Genomic DNA, 16,331 nt, shown 5'->3' with positions numbered 1-16,331 from the left:
GTATCAGAAAATTTACTCTTCTTGCTGTGAGGCTTAAATTCTTTTTCCGCTTAATGTTGCTGTATCAAGATCACAATACATAGCAGTTATTATGTACTCTCCGGATAGTCAAAATAGAAACCTAGGATCAATTATATACAACTACTGTCCAACTTAGCCGAGATGTTGATTTACCCAGCGAACGATATCTTGTGCTCCCATGACCCCAGAGCTTCTTGCGACCTCCTTTCCATGAAGAAAAAGCATCAGGGTTGGAATGCTTTGAATGGTATAATGGGTGGCTAAAGTTCGTTCGACTTCCGTATTAACTTTTGCTAATCGAACTTTAGGCTCAAGTAGGCTTGCAGCAGACTCGAAATGGGGAGCCATCATTTTGCATGGCCCACACCACTGCGCCCAGAAATCGACCAATACAGGGATATCATTTCGGTTGATATGTTGTTCAAAAAAACTCTGGTTCAATTGGACTGGTTTTCCATCAAAGAGCGCCTTTTGGCATTTTCCACAATTGGGATGTTCATTCAATCGTGTTTCAGGTAGTCGATTGATGGTATGGCAGTGGGGACAAACAATATGCATTGCATCGCTCATAATCTCAACTCTCACTTGCTTGTTCATTTTTTTATAAGTACTCTTCTTTATCTATAAAATGAGTACTAATCTATTTCACTTCCCGATTCAAGATTACGAACATTATGTCAAATCAAATCGATCTGAGTTCATCACCTTCACCCAAGCGTCAACAAAGTCCTGTATGAATTTTTCTTTATTATCATCCTGAGCATACACTTCCGAGTAGGAACGAAGAATCGAATTCGAACCGAACACAAGATCTACTCGGGTAGCTGTCCACTTAAGAGCGCCAGTTTGGCGATCACGAATTTCATACAAATTATTGTCTATTGGATTCCATGTGTTTGCCATGTCAGTAAGATTGACAAAAAAGTCATTGGTTAAAGCACATTCTTGTTTGGTAAAAACACCATGTTTCGTACCGCCGTAATTTGTGCCTAACATTCGCATGCCTCCAACGAGGACGGTCATCTCAGGAGCTGTGAGTCCCATGAGTTGCGTGCGATCGAGCATGAGTTCTTCTGCACTGACAGCGTAGTCTTCCTTAAGCCAGTTACGATAACCATCATAAAGAGGTTCTAGCACAGCAAAGGAAGCAGCATCAGTCATCTCATCAGTTGCATCACCACGTCCAGGAACGAAGGGAACCTTAATATCAAAGCCAGCTGCTTTGGCAGCTTTTTCGATACCCACATTTCCGGCAAGTACAATCACATCAGCGACACTTACGCCTGACTCCGCGGCGATTTCCTCAAGAACTTTCAAGACTTTTGCAAGTCGTTTTGGCTCATTACCTGCCCAGTCTTTTTGCGGCATGAGTCGTATACGTGCTCCATTTGCACCGCCTCGCATATCTGAACCACGGAAGGTTCGCGCACTGTCCCATGCAGTTGAAACCATTTCATTGATACTGAGAGCACTAGCAGCTATCTTCTTTTTGACCGCAGTGACATCATAATCTTTGTTACCTACAGGTACTGGATCTTGCCAAATCAAATCTTCTTTCGGGACATCAGGCCCAATGTAACGTGATTTTGGTCCCATATCACGATGCGTGAGTTTGAACCAGGCTCGAGCAAACACTTCAGCAAAATAATCAGGATCTTTGTAAAAGCGCTCGGCGATCTTACAATATATTGGATCCATTTTCATGGCCATGTCCGCATCAGTCATAATGGGATTGTATCGAATGGATGGGTCTTCAACATCAACAGGCTTATCCTCTTCCTTGATATTAATCGGTTCCCATTGGTTGGCACCGGCCGGACTTTTCTTCTGTTCCCAAGCGTAATTAAGAAGCATATGGAAATATCCGTTATCCCACTTTGTGGGGTGTGTAGTCCAAGCACCCTCAATACCACTTGAAACCGTATTACGGCCAATGCCTCTAGTGGTTTTGTTAATCCATCCAAGGCCTTGATCTTCAAGATTTGCCGCTTCAGGGGCCGGCCCCAAAAGTTTTGCATCACCATTACCATGACATTTGCCAACAGTATGGCCACCTGCAGTCAGAGCGACAGTTTCCTCATCATTCATTGCCATGCGCGCAAAGGTTATGCGGACATCTTGAGCAGTTCGTAGCGGGTCAGGCTGACCATTGACACCCTCAGGGTTCACATAGATTAAACCCATCTGCACAGCTGCCAGAGGATTTTCCAGTGATTCACGACTTTGGTTATCATAACGGCTAGCGCCTAACCATTCCTTTTCTGAACCCCAGTAAGTGTCTTTTTCTGGATGCCAAATATCCTCGCGGCCGAAACCAAAACCAAAAGTTTTAAGCCCCATTGATTCATAAGCGATGGTACCAGCTAAAGCGATCAAATCAGCCCAACTAATCTTGTTGCCATATTTTTTCTTGATAGGCCATAACAACCTACGAGCTTTATCTAAGTTCACATTGTCAGGCCAAGAATTTAAAGGTGCAAACCTTTGGTTACCGGTTCCCGCACCTCCACGACCATCTGCCACACGATATGACCCAGCAGCATGCCAGGACATACGAATCATCAAACCACCATAGTGTCCCCAATCAGCAGGCCACCATTCTTGACTATCAGTCATCAAAGTATGTAAATCGTTCTTAAGCGCTTTAAAATCCAGTTTCTTGACTTCTTCACGGTAACTGAAGTCCTTTCCCATTGGATTAGTCTTGGTATCATGCTGATGCAATATATCGAGGTTCAAGGCATTGGGCCACCAGTCCATATTCGATATGCTTGTGGAAGTAACTCCACCGTGCATTACCGGACATTTACTAGTTGTATTTATATTGTTCCCATCCATAACCCTCTCCATCAATAGTTTGTCAAATAAAATTTTAACTATAATTCAAGAGGATAGTCTAAGCAATCAACGCCATTCATATTCACTAAGATTAAGAGTAAGCTCCAAGAAAAAACATGAGTTTTCCACCAAACTCCACTGAAAAATAATCATTGATAAAAAGGTCACGAGCAAAAGCATCATAATCTAAATAACAGATGATATTATCTGGTAATTGATGAGCGTAACACTCATCAAATAACTGCTCGGCAAAATCAACCTCTGAATCATAATAACTTTGGTAATTATCCTCCAACATGGTTTTTGCATCATCATAGAATAGTTACAGCGAATGGCTAAGCCCAGCTCTCCATGTTCTTGGATAAATGAGGCGTATTCTTCAGCATCCTGTTCAGTACTGTTATCCAGCATTTCCCAGATTTCTTCCATGATGTCATCTTCGCTTTGTGTCGCATCTATCCAAACACCATGTAGGATGGCATTACTGTATGAAGCTAAACAAGCGACATAAATTGAAGGGGGGGCATGGGATTATCTCCTTTTGTGAAGGGAACAATCCCAAACGGGAGCTTGCTCCCGTTGTCGGGGGGGATTAAAACGGTGCTTATGAATCGGGTTGCAACAGCTCTCGTATTTGCGCCATATGGTGCTCTGCGGTGTTGTCGCTGGATTCATCAGCTAATTTGGGTGAGTTGAGTAACTGACAAAGATGCTTAAGGTTTGATGTGTTTTACCTTCATTGGTCAGTCCATTGATTGGAACGTAGTTTACCTTCAAGGTATACCTTTGAACCGTTCTTTAAATATTCAGTGACTTTAGTCAGTTTTCCAAATAGAACTAGCTGATGCCATTCCACTATGGTATGCCATTCATTATTTCGTTTGAATGATTCATTGGTAGCTAAGGTGGCTGTGACAAAAGATTGACCGTCCTTTCCGCTGATGCTTTTAGGCGATTCAATATATGGCGTGTGTCAGCTTTACTGGCATGGGAATATATCTTTAGATCTTTGATGCATTTATTGATGGAAAATAATGCACTTTTCAGCTTTGATTTACTTATGAAGATATGTCCATAATGTGTTGCAGGATTTTATACCCAATTCATCCTGTAAAACCAAACAGGTTTGGTAGTTGCCCAGCATCGGCAGTAAGTATTGATACATCTGCCTTGCGTATAGATAACGCCAAGACTTTTTTAGTGGCATACCTTGTTCGATTAATGCATGATTCCAGTCAAGCTTAACTCTTTTATAGCTAAAAAATTGGACCAAGCTTTGTCTATTAGTTAGTTTTCCACGTCAGACAAAATATTTTTTTTGATTTCATTTCTGATAGGAATCATTCTATCTATTGAATTAAAAGTAATTTCGCGCGTGAGCGAGAGTTTATGTTTCTTAATATGGATACCTGTTTTAATATGTATTGCCTCACTAAAAGTTAACCCAAATTGTGTACGCCAGGCTGGCGTCAGGACAAAATGCAATAATTTAATCAGTGATCTAGTAGAGGGCTGATCTACTGTGCCGCATTGTTCCACTTCCAGTTTCGGATTTCTGGCATATCCTGACCGTATCTGTCTATGTATTGCTTATGCTCAATGAGCTTGTCTTGAATCATTTGTTTCAGATAGTCCCCTTTGGAGCCCAAATGAGGTAATCTATCAATTACGTCTTGCACTAAGTTGAAACGATCTAACTTGTTCTGAACTCTTAAGTCAAAAGGTGTGGTGATTGTTCCTTCCTCTGTATAACCTCGGACATGAATATTGCGGTTGAAACGCCTGTAGGTTAATCGATGTATAAGCCATGGATATCCATGGAATGCAAAGATAATGTGCTTATTCTTTGTGAATAGCGAATCATAGTCTTTGTCACTTAATCCATGTGGATGTTCGGTGTTGGGCACTAGCTTCATCAGATCGACAACATTGATTAATCGAATCTTTAAATTGGGAAGATTTTGCCGCAAAATGGAAACTGCAGCTAGAGCTTCAAGAGTAGGTGTGTCGCCACAGCAGGCCATCACTATATCGGGTTCACTGTCCTGATCATTACTAGCCCATTGCCATATCCCAACACCTTCAGTGCAATGAATTATGGCTGCATCTATAGTTAACCATTGCGGTAGGGGATGTTTACCAGCTACCACAACGTTGACATAATTTCGGCTACGCAAACAGTGATCCACCACCGAAAGCAGACAATTGGCATCCGGTGGAAGATACAGGCGCACTATGTCAGCCTTCTTATTGATAACATGATCTAGAAAGCCAGGATCTTGGTGGGTGAAGCCATTGTGATCTTGCTGCCAGACGTGTGAGGCTAGAAGAATATTCAGTGATGAAATCTTCAGACGCCAGGGTAGTTCCAAACATACTTTTAGCCATTTGGCATGTTGGCTGAACATCGAGTCGACTATGCGAATGAATGCCTCATAACTGTTGAATAACCCATGTCGACCAGTCAAAAGATATCCCTCTAGCCAACCTTCGCACTGGTGTTCACTAAGCATCGAGTCTAGTACACGTCCAGATGGTGCAAGAAATTGATCCTCTTTTACTTCTATAGCGTCCCACTGGCGATTGGTTGCTTCAAAGACAGTACCTAAAAGATTTGAAAGGGTCTCATCAGGACCAAAGATACGAAAGTTTCGTTGATCCTGATTGAGCTTGGTGACATCACGCAAAAAACCACCCAAAACAAGGGTATCTTGTGCAGCCACGGCACCTGGTGAAGGTACTTGCACGGCATGGGCATGGAAGTCTGGCATGCGCAAGTCACGCAACAGAATGCCGCCATTAGCGTGAGGATTAGCACCCATCCGTCTATTACCTTTAGGGGCTAGTTCGGCTAAATCTGGAAGAAGTTGGCCATGTTCATCAAACAGCTCTTCTGGTTTGTAGCTTTTCATCCATTTTTCAAGCAGTTTAAGATGACTAGGATTCTGAGCATCAACCAAAAGAGGGACCTGGTGTGAACGAAATGTTCCCTCAATTTGCAGACCATCAACTATTTTCGGCCCAGTCCAACCTTTAGGTGTTTTAAGGACTATCATGGGCCAGCGTGGGCGAGTGGAGTCATTTGTGCTCCGCGCTTTCTTTTGTTTTTTCTGGATGTCTTTGATGATCTTGTCAAGGGTAGTGGCCATTAGTTCATGTACTGTTTCTGGCTCATCACCTTCCACAAAGTGAGGTATCCAGCCGCATCCACGTAGAAACTGCTCCAGTTCCTCATGAGTGATGCGAGCCAATACAGTTGGGTTACTTATCTTATAACCATTGAGGTGCAGAATAGGCAGTACTGTGCCATCGGTAATAGGGTTGAGAAATTTATTGGATTGCCAAGCGGTTGCTAAGGGCCCTGTTTCTGCTTCACCATCACCGATGACGCAGGCAACGATAAGACAGGGGTTATCGAAAACAGCTCCAAAGGCATGACTCAGCGAATATCCCAATTCTCCACCTTCGTGAATTGAGCCAGGTGTTGTTGGCGCAACATGGCTTGAAATCCCACCAGGAAAAGAGAATTGTGTAAACAGCTTTTGCATCCCGGCTTCATCCTGGCTGATGTCTGGATAGATTTCACTGTAGGTTCCTTCAAGGTAGGTATTACTTACTAAAGCAGCACCGCCATGACCAGGACCTGCGATATAGAACATATTTAAATCGTATTTTTTTATGACTCTATTTAAATGTACATAGATGAAATTCAAGCCAGGTAACGTGCCCCAGTGCCCAACAATAAATGGTTTTACATGTGATAGCTTGAGTGGTTCTCGAAGGAGTGGATTATCGTAGAGATAAATCTGGCCAACTGATAGATAGTTGGCAGCGCGCCAATAGGCATCCATCTTATGAAGCAATTCTTGAGAAAGAGTGTTTGTCATCATCATTCTACTCTATTTTTTTAGATATATGGGATCAATCGCACAAAATTCCATCTCTCAGGCTCCTTGTAGATTGCAGGATAATTTGCTTCAAACGGTTGTTGGCACTTACTTATAGCACTTCCTTACAACAGGACATAGTACAATAGATATGTTTAATAATAACCAAAGTATTATTGAACTTATCCATAAATTGCCATCAACTTTCAGTAAATACTGGGTATAGAATAAAAAGGCAAAGAAAGAAAGTTCAGATATTATCCCAAGAACCCATTCTTTTATGTTATTCATAATAAACTCACCTCCTATATATTAAGTTTAGTAAACTTTTAAGATGAAGGCTTATCAAATCAAGAGGTTAATCTTAGGTCCAGGCACACAGTGGGATAAGTTGTTACCAAAACCAAGTTACAGTTAATGGTTTTATCGCTAAAATAGCAATGACAACAACATATACCCACCAATGGGCGTTTATAAGAAATGGTAATAGAGTTCCAAGCATTAGAGCTAAGAAAAACATTGCCAAAGCTAACAATACCTGGTTTGAAGGATTATTTGTTTTTAGATAATTGTGCATTTTCTCAAATAAATTACCTTTTTGTGAAAAAAGATGAATCCATAAAGGCATAGAGCAAAGGAGAGTTAAAGCAAGATAAAACCACCAATTTAAAGCGGATAGCTTAGGGTATAATGAATAGATTAATAATCCAACAACCAAATAGACGCATTTAACCAGCCCTAAATCTAAAATTGAAAATTGTTGTAACTTCTTTGATAAAAAACTGTCCATTGTCATAATATGAACCTCCTTTTCAGCATCAAGATTATTGGTAGTGATCTCTAGTAATAACGGTCTTATAAAGTAACAATTTCACAGTACTTCCTATGAACATCCAAACCAGTGCATAACCCCAAATGAGTAAAGCATAACTCCAGCCTATTGGAGTAACAAACCATCCGTAGACTGCTGCCAATGTTCCAAGTATTTGGGTCAGCTCAATGGTACAAAAGAGCCGCCAATTAGGCCATGGACGTTGCCAAATGGATCCCGTATTTCGAGTCACATAGATTGTAAAATGACCTGCTACTAATAGTTTTAGGAAAATAAAGGTTTGAATCACTGAAAAGGACAAATAGAAATAATCTTTGGCAACGTAAAACAATATAAAAGTACTAATAACACCCGTTATGCCTAATGCTGTGCTGATAATTAAGACACGGTGCATGTTCCACCGAACAGGATATCGAGCAACGGGCACGTTATCGTAGGCTATCATCATGATAGGAAAATCATTCAAAATAGCAAGTAGCACGATCATCACGGCCGTCACAGGATAAAAATTAAAAACAACGATACTGGCAGAGATAAATAGTAATACTCGAATTGTTTCAGCAATTCTGAATGTTGCATAACTATTCATCCGTTCAAAAATTTTTCTGGCTTCTTCAACTGCACGCGTAATAACGGAGAGTCCACGCTCGGTTAAAACTAAATCTGCGGCTGCTCGCGCCGCATCAACTGCACCGCCAACAGCGATCCCGATATCCGCTTGTTTCAAGGCTGGGGCATCATTTACGCCATCCCCTGTCATTCCAACGATATGATCATCTGATTGTAAAATGGTTACAATTTTAAATTTATGCTCTGGAAATACTTCAGCAAAGCCATCAACTCGTTCAAGTTGACTGATTGCTGGATCACCCTCATTGAACAGTTCCGCAGCAGAAACGATATTTTCTCCCAAGCCAATCTTATGTGAAATTTCTTTCGCAATAGAGCCATGGTCCCCAGTAAGCATTTTAATTTCCAGGCCCATATTCTTAGCAGATTGAATGGTTTGTAACGTATCATCTCTTGGGGGATCAAATAATGCGATTAATCCAAGGTAGTGCCATTTGTCATCATTATCTCTTCTTGCGATGCCTAATGCCCTATATCCTTCATTTGCCAATTGATCTACTGCATTCTCCACTTGTTTTTTTAACTCGGGCTGTTGGACCAATTCAAGGATTACTTGGGGTGCACCTTTGGCGACTTGAAACGAAATATTATCCTGTTTGATAGTGGCTTCTGTCCGTTTTTGTTTTGAGTCAAAGGGAGTAAATTTGAGTGTTTCAAAATTCTTCAAATTGATAATAGGAGGAAGTGCGTTCAATATTGCCTGATCAATGACATCCTCAACATTTTGTTCGGATGCCAATGCTGCTGCCAGTATCAGTTCCTCTTTACTTTTAGCCTCTATTAGAACAGGTTCGCCCATGGTGAGTTGATTTTTCGTAAGTGTTCCTGTTTTATCTGAGCACAGTATATCCATACCAGCCATTTCTTCAATTGAAGAAAGCTTTGAAACAATTGCTTTCATCCTGGCAAGGTTTAATGCACCAACTGCCATGGTTACTGTTAAGACAGCGGGTAATGCTACTGGAATAGCAGCGATTGTCAAAATTAATGCAAATAAAAGGGTATGCAGAAAAGGATCGTGTCTAAGCTGTGCAACAATCAAAATGATAACGACCAAGATTAAGGTGAGTTTAATGAGAAAATTGCCTATTTTTAACACTGCTTTCTGGAAATGCGATGTTGTTTTAGCTGTCTCAACCAATTTGGCGGTACGACCAAAATAGGTGTTCATACCTGTTCCAGTCACGATTCCCATCATTTCACCTAGTCTGACAATGGAGCCAGAATAGACCTCATCTCCGATTATTTTTTCGACGGGAAGCGATTCACCAGTTAAGGTTGATTGATCGACCGTCAAATATTCACCACTAAGTAATTTCATATCAGCTGGAATAATGTTGCCCAATTTAATTAAAACAATATCACCAGGAACCAATTCGCTTGCCGAAATATTTTTCCACTCACGGTCGCGCAATACCCTCGCTGTTAAAGCAAGTTTATTTTTTAAAGCAGTAATGGCATTATCTGCTTTATATTGTTGCCAAAACCCCACTCCTGCATTCAGTCCTAGCATAAGACAGATAATGGTAAAATCTTCCCATCGTTGTAAGATTCCAGACAAAAGAACAGCTGCTTCAATCATCCAGGGGATAGGTCCCCAAAAGAACGAAAGAAACTTAATAAGATTGTTTGTCTGCTTTTCTTCCAAAACATTCTTACCGAAAGAGGTGAGTCGTTTCTTTGCCTCCTGGGATGCCAGTCCAGTCTTTAGATCTGTATTTAGATTCAATGAGTTCATAATAAAAAAAATCCTTTTTCTTTAACCAGTATTAGCCATCTTTGCATCTGTTCTAAGCGCTTATCCTAATGAGAAATGAAAGCTTTTTTATGGTTTTTCCATCACTGTTACTAACATACATTACTCTAAATATAGCTATTAATGGCTATAATTATCTTAAATTACAATTTAAGGACAAAATAATGTATGGTGAAGAGGATGCAATAAAAGAAGACATTAGAAGCGTTTTGAATAGAAATGGGTATTCTGCTAAGGAATTTAAAATATCCATTGAAAATGGCTCAAGTTATGACCCAAACCAAATTGTCGGTGCCCAAGTATGGATAACCATAGAAAAGAATTCTATAAAAAAACAATATGAGTTATACCGCAGTGACTGGCCTAATGATTTTGAAACGGATTTAAAAAATGGTTATTTTAATTTTTAGGTTATCACTACGAGTGAATTGCCGAACTAAATCCATATTGAATTTTTATAGATTATTCGGAACCGAAGTAATTATATAAATTATGATAAGGGAATTATATGGAAATTACCTTCCTTGGTGCGACAGAAACAGTAACCGGTTCCAAATATTTATTATCCTTTGATAATAGAAAAATATTAGTGGATTGCGGATTATATCAAGGCCGCAAGGACTTGAGATTACGCAACTGGAATCGCTTGCCCATTGATCCTGCAACAATCGATACCGTTCTTATAACACATGCCCATATTGATCATACTGGTTATTTACCCCTTTTGATTAAGAATGGATTTAGAGGCACAATTTATAGCACAGAAGGTACAAAGGATTTATGCTCCATTCTTCTACCTGATAGTGGACATCTTCAGGAGGAAGAAGCAGAAATTGCGAACAAATACGGATATTCCAAACATGCTCCTGCATTTCCACTGTACACACAAAAAGAGGCTGAAGAAGCCCTAAATTATTTTGATACCATTGCTTTTAATCAACAGGTTAATTTTACTGATGAGTTTAGTTTTCAGTTTCTTCCAGCAGGGCATATCATCGGTTCATCATTTATCCGTATACAACATAAAGATTATTCTCTTTTGTTTACTGGGGATATGGGAAGACTTCATGATCCTGTGATGAAAGCACCCACAGTGATTCATGATATTGATTACCTGGTTGTTGAGTCGACCTATGGAAATCGACTCCATGAGCCTGGCCATCCCAAAGATTATTTAAAAGACATTATTAACAAAACGGCGCAGCGAGGAGGAACAGTTGTGATTCCATCCTTTGCAGTTGGTCGTGCGCAAGCGATGTTGCATTATATTTATCTTCTAAAAAAAGAAAAATCCATTCCAGATATTCCCGTTTTTCTTGATAGCCCAATGGCAGTTAATGCAACCCATATTTTACTGAAGCATATTGAGAACCTGCGCTTAAATGAGGATGAGTGCCGTCAATTAAATAATATTGCAACCTATGTTAATACTCCTGAAGAATCAAAAGAATTAGATAATAATCCTTTTCCTAAAATTATTATTTCTGCAAGTGGAATGGCCACTGGAGGACGTGTCTTGTTTCATATTAAAGCTTATGGTGGTGATAGCAAGAATACGATTCTTTTCACAGGTTACCAGGCCGAAGGCACACGTGGAGCTCGCATGGTAAAGGGAGAAAAAGAAATAAAAATTCATGGTGCAATGGTTCAAATCCAGGCTCAGGTAGAATCATTATCTAATACATCGGCGCATTCCGATTATGAAGAAACATTAAAGTGGTTAAGCTTTTATAAGAAAGCACCTAAAAAAGTATTTATTACTCATGGTGAGCTTGCTGCAGCAAACTCGCTGAAGGAAAAAATTGAACAACAATTGGGTTGGTCGTGTGTTGTTCCGCATTATTTACAGAAAGAAACATTATCATGAATGTTAATGAAGCAAAATTAAAGCTCAAGTTATTGGGAATTAATACTTATATAGAACCTGTAATTTACATTCGTGAAGACTCACATATTTGTAATGCAGAAGGATTTCAAGCACAGGCACGGGTTAGAGTCTCTCTAAATGGTCATTCCTTGATCGCAACACTGAATACAGTTCAGTCTGAGTTATTACATCATAATGAAGCAAGTCTTTCGACTTACGCATGGAGTTTCTTGAAAGCGAAAAGCGGCGATGTAATTACTATTTCTCATCCAAGACCCTTGGAATCATTGAATTTTATACGCTCAAAAATATATGGGAATGAATTCAGGTTAAATGAAATCAACCAAATTATGGAAGATCTTAGCGCTGGTCGTTTATCGGACATTGATATCACCATGTTTCTTTCTGCATCAGCGGCTATAGGACTTAACCAACAAGAGACACTTGATCTAACCCATGCAATGGTTAAAACGGGTAAAATCTTAACCTGGCCCTCTGATTTAATCGTTGATAAACATTGCGTTGGCGGCTTACCTGGTAACCGTACGACGTTAATTGTCGTACCGATTGTGGCTGCTTTTGGTTTGATGATTCCAAAAACATCTTCTCGTGCCATCACTTCTCCAGCAGGAACAGCCGATACTATGGAAGTATTTGCACCAGTCAATTTGGATATTAAAACCATGCGTAAGGTGGTGGAACAGGAAAATGGGTGTATTGTCTGGGGTGGTTCTGTTTCATTGAGCCCTGCGGATGATTTACTGATTCGCATTGAACGCCCAATGAATTTAGATTCAGAAGGCCAGCTTGTTGCATCTATTCTTTCTAAAAAAATTGCTGCCGGCTCAAATCATCTTCTTATTGATATCCCAATCGGTTCCACTGCAAAAATTCGTAGTTTGCAAGAAGCCAATGCCCTTAAACGCGTTCTAGAAAAAACAGCTCAAGCGTTTTCTATTAAAACAACCATTATTATTACTGATGGAACTCAACCTGTAGGTCGTGGAATAGGCCCATCATTAGAAGCACAAGATGTATTGTCTGTTTTAAGTGGTGATCAAAATGCTCCTTCTGACTTAAGGGAGCGGGCTTTAACTCTTGCCGGGCATATTATTGAATTCTCGCCCAAGGTTCAATCAGGTACAGGTAAAAGTATTGCTACATCAATTTTAGAGAGTGGAAAAGCATTAGAAAAATTTGAAGCCATCTGTAAGGCCCAAGGTGGAATGTTTTCTATACCCCAATCGAACTATAAGCATACTGTGGAAGCAACCAAACCAGGAAAAATTATTAGCATTGATAACAACCATATTGCTCGTCTTGCAAAATTAGCTGGGGCGCCAACTTATAAAACCTCAGGTATCGAACTGTTAACCAAAGTCAATTCAATAGTTAAAAAGAATGAGCCTCTTTTTATTATTCACGCCGAAGCAAAAGGGGAGCTTGATTATGCACTATCTTATCTTCATCAGGGTCATACCATTTTTCAAATTGAGGAACAATCATGAGTAAGAACACAGTTGCATTTAGCCTATTTGGTGCCGATGAATTAAGAAACACACTCTGTGATGCCTTAAATTTTGAAGCTGGAAAAATTATGACTCATCAGTTCCCAGATGAAGAAGTTATGATAACAATTGATACTGATTTACGAAGTAAATCGGTTATTTTCATTTTAAGTACTGATAGACCTAATGCAAAAACATTACCTTTAATTCTCGCAGTAGAAACTGCACGAGAGCTTGGAGCAAATAAAATTGGACTTATAGCACCTTATCTTGCCTACATGCGGCAAGACATACAATTTCATTCAGGTGAAGGCATTTCATCAAAATATTTTGCGAGGTTATTATCCAGTTATTTTGACTGGCTTATTACAATTGATCCTCATCTGCATCGTTGGCATTCTTTAAATGAAGTGTTTACTATAGATACCAAGGTGTTACACGCGACCGATAATATTGCTCATTGGGTAAGGAGCAATGTACAAAACCCTTTATTAATTGGGCCTGATATGGAAAGCACCCAATGGGTGGCGGAAATTGCTAAAATAAGTCAGGCCCCCTATTTAATAGTAGAAAAAACACGATTTGGTGATGCAAATGTATCTGCAACCGTGCCACAGATTGAACAATACCCTAATCATACCCCAGTTTTAATAGATGATATTATTTCTACAGGTAGAACAATGATTGAGACAATAAAACACATCCAAACTTATGGAATACACAATATTATCTGTCTCGCTGTACATGCCGTGTTTGCAAACAATGCTTATGATGAACTAATGAAAACTGGTATTACAGATATTGTGACATGCAATACGATAGTACACCCATCAAATAAGATTGATATAAGTAATCTATTTATTGAGGCTCTAATTGAAAAATAATGTTCACTGGACAATGTATCGGATGAGAAACCGGCAATCCTTCAATAACGGTTACCTTTATTGATTTTTTATCCAAATTAGTGATTACTGCGTCTATTGCATGATTAATATTACCAAAATCCTTTCCTGCCATGGTGCATTTACTGGGATAATATATAGGGTATTTTAATCCATGCTGGCTAAAAAAATCTTTTGTATGATTATAATCCCCGATTACCATATAATCAGCCTCAGAGAAATCCCTAACTCTCAATTGATTTATTTGGTTGAATAGTTCATTGACATAATCGTGATTACCTCCGGGATGATGAATAGAAGCTATAATCACTTTGTGATTCGTGATCACATGTTTAAATTGAGCAAAAATACAGGGCTTTTTATCATCCAGAGCATGATAAATAGGATCTCCTACCAATTTAAATTGAGTATCATCATAGAGTAATACACAATGATCGTTTGTATTTTTGTTAATGCTATAAACAAGCATCTTCGATGATTTACCCTGTGCAATTAATAAGTTGTAGATATCTTCAGGGGTAGTGCACTCTTGTAGACAAATAAAATCGTCTCGAATCATTTGTTGAATAAGAGATTTATTGTGTTTAATTAATTTAAATCTTGACTCCCAACGTAATACTCCATTGGGGTTTTGAATCTGGTGGATAAGTTCGATGCAGTGTTTGATTGCTGATTGAAACTTATGTGCATATGGATGCATTGTGTCTTTCATCAATTCAATAATTAATTTTCTACTTTTTTCAATTTGTTGTCTTCTGTTTTTTGCAATTACTTGGTTTGCTGACCAAGATAGCTTTGACATTTGTTGATCAAGAGAGACGAAATCATCAAGAAGTTGTCTGTTAATTACAATCGTATTTTTAACACATTTTGTATATAAATATTGGCTAAGTTCAGAAAAGAAATAAAATAGATCATTGGCTCGTTCATTGAAATAAATATTATCTGTGGATAATTTTGATATCGTTTCTTCAAAAAAATGACTTTCGCTAATGTCTTTAAAATCATTGTATAAATGAACATCAGCAAGTAAGTTCCAACTGAATACGGAATAACTCTGATTGTTTGAACATTTTGCTGTGATTTGAATGGGGAAATGATCGGAGATCCCATTAAGAACTAGGCCAAATCGAAAAGTATTTGCATCTTCTCTATTCAATGAATGTTTCATATATAATTAGGGATTTGTATTATACTTGATATTATTAATTCTAATTTTGTGCAATGCAATGTATTGATGCTGGATGATTAAGAAGAGGGAGCTAAAATGCAAAATCAAAGCCTATTTTCTGGATTAATATTTTTCATAATTCTATTGATCGGCGCAGCATTAGCATATGCATTGCCCCCAGGTGTTGTTGGAAACATAAGTTATTTTGTTTTGGGCATCGCGGTTGTTATCGCTGTAATTGTTTCTGCCTCAATTAAGGTTGCAAATCAGTGGAATAGAGCCATTGTGTTGCGGTTGGGCCATTTTCAGGCCTTAAGAGGGCCTGGATTATTTTTATTATACCCATTATTGATGTAGTTGCTTACTGGATAGATACTCGGGTTATCACGACAGCATTCAAAGCAGAAAAGACACTTACCAAAGATACAGTACCTGTCGATGTTGATGCAGTCCTCTTTTGGAAAGTAATTGACCCGAAAAAGGCGGCCCTCGAAGTAGCCGATTTCGAAAGCGCCATTGGCTGGGCATGCCAAACTGCCTTGCGCGATGTGATTGGCAAAACAATGCTTTCGGACATGCTTGAAGGACGAGGTAAAATTAGGTAATGAATTGCAAGTCATTATCGATGAGCGGACTGAGCCATGGGGAATTAAGGTGATTTCCGTTGAAGTGAAAGATGTTCTGATTCCACCTGCATTGGAAGATACCATGTCGATGCAGGCACAGGCGGAAAGAGAGCGTCAGGCTCGGGTTATTCTTGGGGATTCAGAGCGACAAGTTGCGGAAAAATTTGCCGAAGCGGCTAAAACCTATACTAACAACCCTGTTGCATTGCATTTAAGAGCGATGAATATGTTTTATGAGGGGCTAAAAGAAAACTCTACCATTGTTATAGTCCCTAGTTCAGCTATTGATACGA

Annotated in this window: 14 protein-coding genes and 2 pseudogenes; 7 read left to right on the top strand and 9 right to left on the bottom strand. The window is 39.3% G+C overall.

Annotated features, from left to right (window positions below):
* Positions 1-153 precede the first annotated feature (153 nt).
* From trxC to BGO44_RS00165, 8 genes and pseudogenes are all read right to left on the bottom strand, one after another.
* On the bottom strand, positions 154-606 hold the full coding sequence (gene trxC, locus BGO44_RS00200) for a thioredoxin TrxC (RefSeq protein WP_502688212.1): 453 nt from the start codon (positions 604-606) through the stop codon (positions 154-156).
* A gap of 87 nt (positions 607-693) precedes the next feature.
* Positions 694-2,859 carry a catalase/peroxidase HPI gene (gene katG / locus BGO44_RS00195; RefSeq protein WP_273198988.1) on the bottom strand — a complete coding sequence of 722 codons (2,166 nt, stop codon included), beginning with the start codon at positions 2,857-2,859 and terminating at the stop codon, positions 694-696.
* Positions 2,860-2,950: 91 nt separating this feature from the next.
* Positions 2,951-3,372 (bottom strand): annotated as a pseudogene (locus BGO44_RS00190) (antirestriction protein ArdA).
* Positions 3,373-3,595: 223 nt separating this feature from the next.
* Positions 3,596-3,802 carry a single-stranded DNA-binding protein gene (locus BGO44_RS00185; RefSeq protein WP_237760532.1) on the bottom strand — a complete coding sequence of 69 codons (207 nt, stop codon included), beginning with the start codon at positions 3,800-3,802 and terminating at the stop codon, positions 3,596-3,598.
* Between the two features lie 8 nt (positions 3,803-3,810).
* Positions 3,811-3,921, bottom strand: a pseudogene (locus BGO44_RS00180) (phage integrase N-terminal domain-containing protein); the annotation flags it as partial.
* Between the two features lie 455 nt (positions 3,922-4,376).
* Positions 4,377-6,752 carry a phosphoketolase family protein gene (locus BGO44_RS00175; RefSeq protein WP_058511947.1) on the bottom strand — a complete coding sequence of 792 codons (2,376 nt, stop codon included), beginning with the start codon at positions 6,750-6,752 and terminating at the stop codon, positions 4,377-4,379.
* 388 nt (positions 6,753-7,140) lie between these two features.
* Positions 7,141-7,542: a hypothetical protein gene (locus tag BGO44_RS00170; RefSeq protein ID WP_058511948.1), complete on the bottom strand. Its 402-nt coding sequence runs from the start codon at positions 7,540-7,542 to the stop codon at positions 7,141-7,143.
* Positions 7,543-7,570: 28 nt separating this feature from the next.
* Complete coding sequence (locus tag BGO44_RS00165) at positions 7,571-9,946, bottom strand: plasma-membrane proton-efflux P-type ATPase (protein ID WP_273198983.1); 2,376 nt, start codon at positions 9,944-9,946, stop codon at positions 7,571-7,573.
* A gap of 182 nt (positions 9,947-10,128) precedes the next feature.
* Here BGO44_RS00165 and BGO44_RS00160 point away from each other — a divergent pair, with 182 nt between their 5' ends.
* From BGO44_RS00160 to BGO44_RS00145, 4 genes are all read left to right on the top strand, one after another.
* Positions 10,129-10,374, top strand: coding sequence for a hypothetical protein (locus BGO44_RS00160; RefSeq protein WP_058512460.1), 246 nt, complete (start codon positions 10,129-10,131; stop codon positions 10,372-10,374).
* A 98-nt stretch (positions 10,375-10,472) separates the two neighbouring features.
* Positions 10,473-11,831: an MBL fold metallo-hydrolase RNA specificity domain-containing protein gene (locus BGO44_RS00155; protein ID WP_273198981.1), complete on the top strand. Its 1,359-nt coding sequence runs from the start codon at positions 10,473-10,475 to the stop codon at positions 11,829-11,831.
* Positions 11,828-13,339, top strand: a complete 1,512-nt coding sequence (locus BGO44_RS00150; protein WP_058511951.1) for a thymidine phosphorylase family protein — start codon at positions 11,828-11,830, stop codon at positions 13,337-13,339. Before BGO44_RS00155 ends, BGO44_RS00150 begins: the two co-directional genes overlap by 4 nt.
* Positions 13,336-14,223: a ribose-phosphate pyrophosphokinase gene (locus BGO44_RS00145; protein WP_273198980.1), complete on the top strand. Its 888-nt coding sequence runs from the start codon at positions 13,336-13,338 to the stop codon at positions 14,221-14,223. The genes BGO44_RS00150 and BGO44_RS00145 overlap by 4 nt, the downstream gene beginning before the upstream one ends.
* Here the strand turns inward: BGO44_RS00145 and BGO44_RS00140 are convergent.
* Positions 14,198-15,400 (bottom strand): hypothetical protein, encoded by a 1,203-nt coding sequence (locus BGO44_RS00140; RefSeq protein ID WP_273198979.1) that lies wholly within the window; start codon positions 15,398-15,400, stop codon positions 14,198-14,200. The genes BGO44_RS00145 and BGO44_RS00140 overlap by 26 nt on opposite strands.
* A 108-nt stretch (positions 15,401-15,508) precedes the next feature.
* Between BGO44_RS00140 and BGO44_RS00135 the strand changes: the two genes are divergently transcribed.
* The 3 genes from BGO44_RS00135 to BGO44_RS00130 all read left to right on the top strand — a co-directional run.
* Positions 15,509-15,769: a hypothetical protein gene (locus BGO44_RS00135; protein ID WP_068310989.1), complete on the top strand. Its 261-nt coding sequence runs from the start codon at positions 15,509-15,511 to the stop codon at positions 15,767-15,769.
* Entirely contained in the window at positions 15,739-16,017 is a 279-nt protein-coding gene (locus BGO44_RS18530) for an SPFH domain-containing protein (protein WP_353743523.1), read from the top strand. Before BGO44_RS00135 ends, BGO44_RS18530 begins: the two co-directional genes overlap by 31 nt.
* Positions 15,992-16,331, top strand: a 340-nt coding sequence (locus BGO44_RS00130; protein WP_286822644.1) for an SPFH domain-containing protein, incomplete at its 3' end; no start/stop codon positions are given. The genes BGO44_RS18530 and BGO44_RS00130, both read left to right, overlap by 26 nt.

It is taken from the genome of Legionella sp. 39-23 (assembly GCF_001897665.1).
In the GTDB taxonomy this organism is placed as follows: domain Bacteria; phylum Pseudomonadota; class Gammaproteobacteria; order Legionellales; family Legionellaceae; genus Legionella; species Legionella steelei.
Note: the sequence above shows the minus strand (reverse complement) of the source record. Positions and strands in the feature narration are given on the sequence as shown.

Excerpts from the sequence above, each read along its gene's own strand:
- katG (WP_273198988.1), bottom strand. The coding sequence starts at position 2,859 with ATGGATGGGAACAATATAAATACAACTAGTAAATGTCCGGTAATGCAC.
- BGO44_RS00145 (WP_273198980.1), top strand. The coding sequence starts at position 13,336 with ATGAGTAAGAACACAGTTGCATTTAGCCTATTTGGTGCCGATGAATTA.
- BGO44_RS00150 (WP_058511951.1), top strand. The coding sequence starts at position 11,828 with ATGAATGTTAATGAAGCAAAATTAAAGCTCAAGTTATTGGGAATTAAT.
- BGO44_RS00160 (WP_058512460.1), top strand. The coding sequence starts at position 10,129 with ATGTATGGTGAAGAGGATGCAATAAAAGAAGACATTAGAAGCGTTTTG.
- BGO44_RS00155 (WP_273198981.1), top strand. The coding sequence starts at position 10,473 with ATGGAAATTACCTTCCTTGGTGCGACAGAAACAGTAACCGGTTCCAAA.
- BGO44_RS00135 (WP_068310989.1), top strand. The coding sequence starts at position 15,509 with ATGCAAAATCAAAGCCTATTTTCTGGATTAATATTTTTCATAATTCTA.
- BGO44_RS00165 (WP_273198983.1), bottom strand. The coding sequence starts at position 9,946 with ATGAACTCATTGAATCTAAATACAGATCTAAAGACTGGACTGGCATCC.
- BGO44_RS00170 (WP_058511948.1), bottom strand. The coding sequence starts at position 7,542 with ATGACAATGGACAGTTTTTTATCAAAGAAGTTACAACAATTTTCAATT.
- BGO44_RS00175 (WP_058511947.1), bottom strand. The coding sequence starts at position 6,752 with ATGATGATGACAAACACTCTTTCTCAAGAATTGCTTCATAAGATGGAT.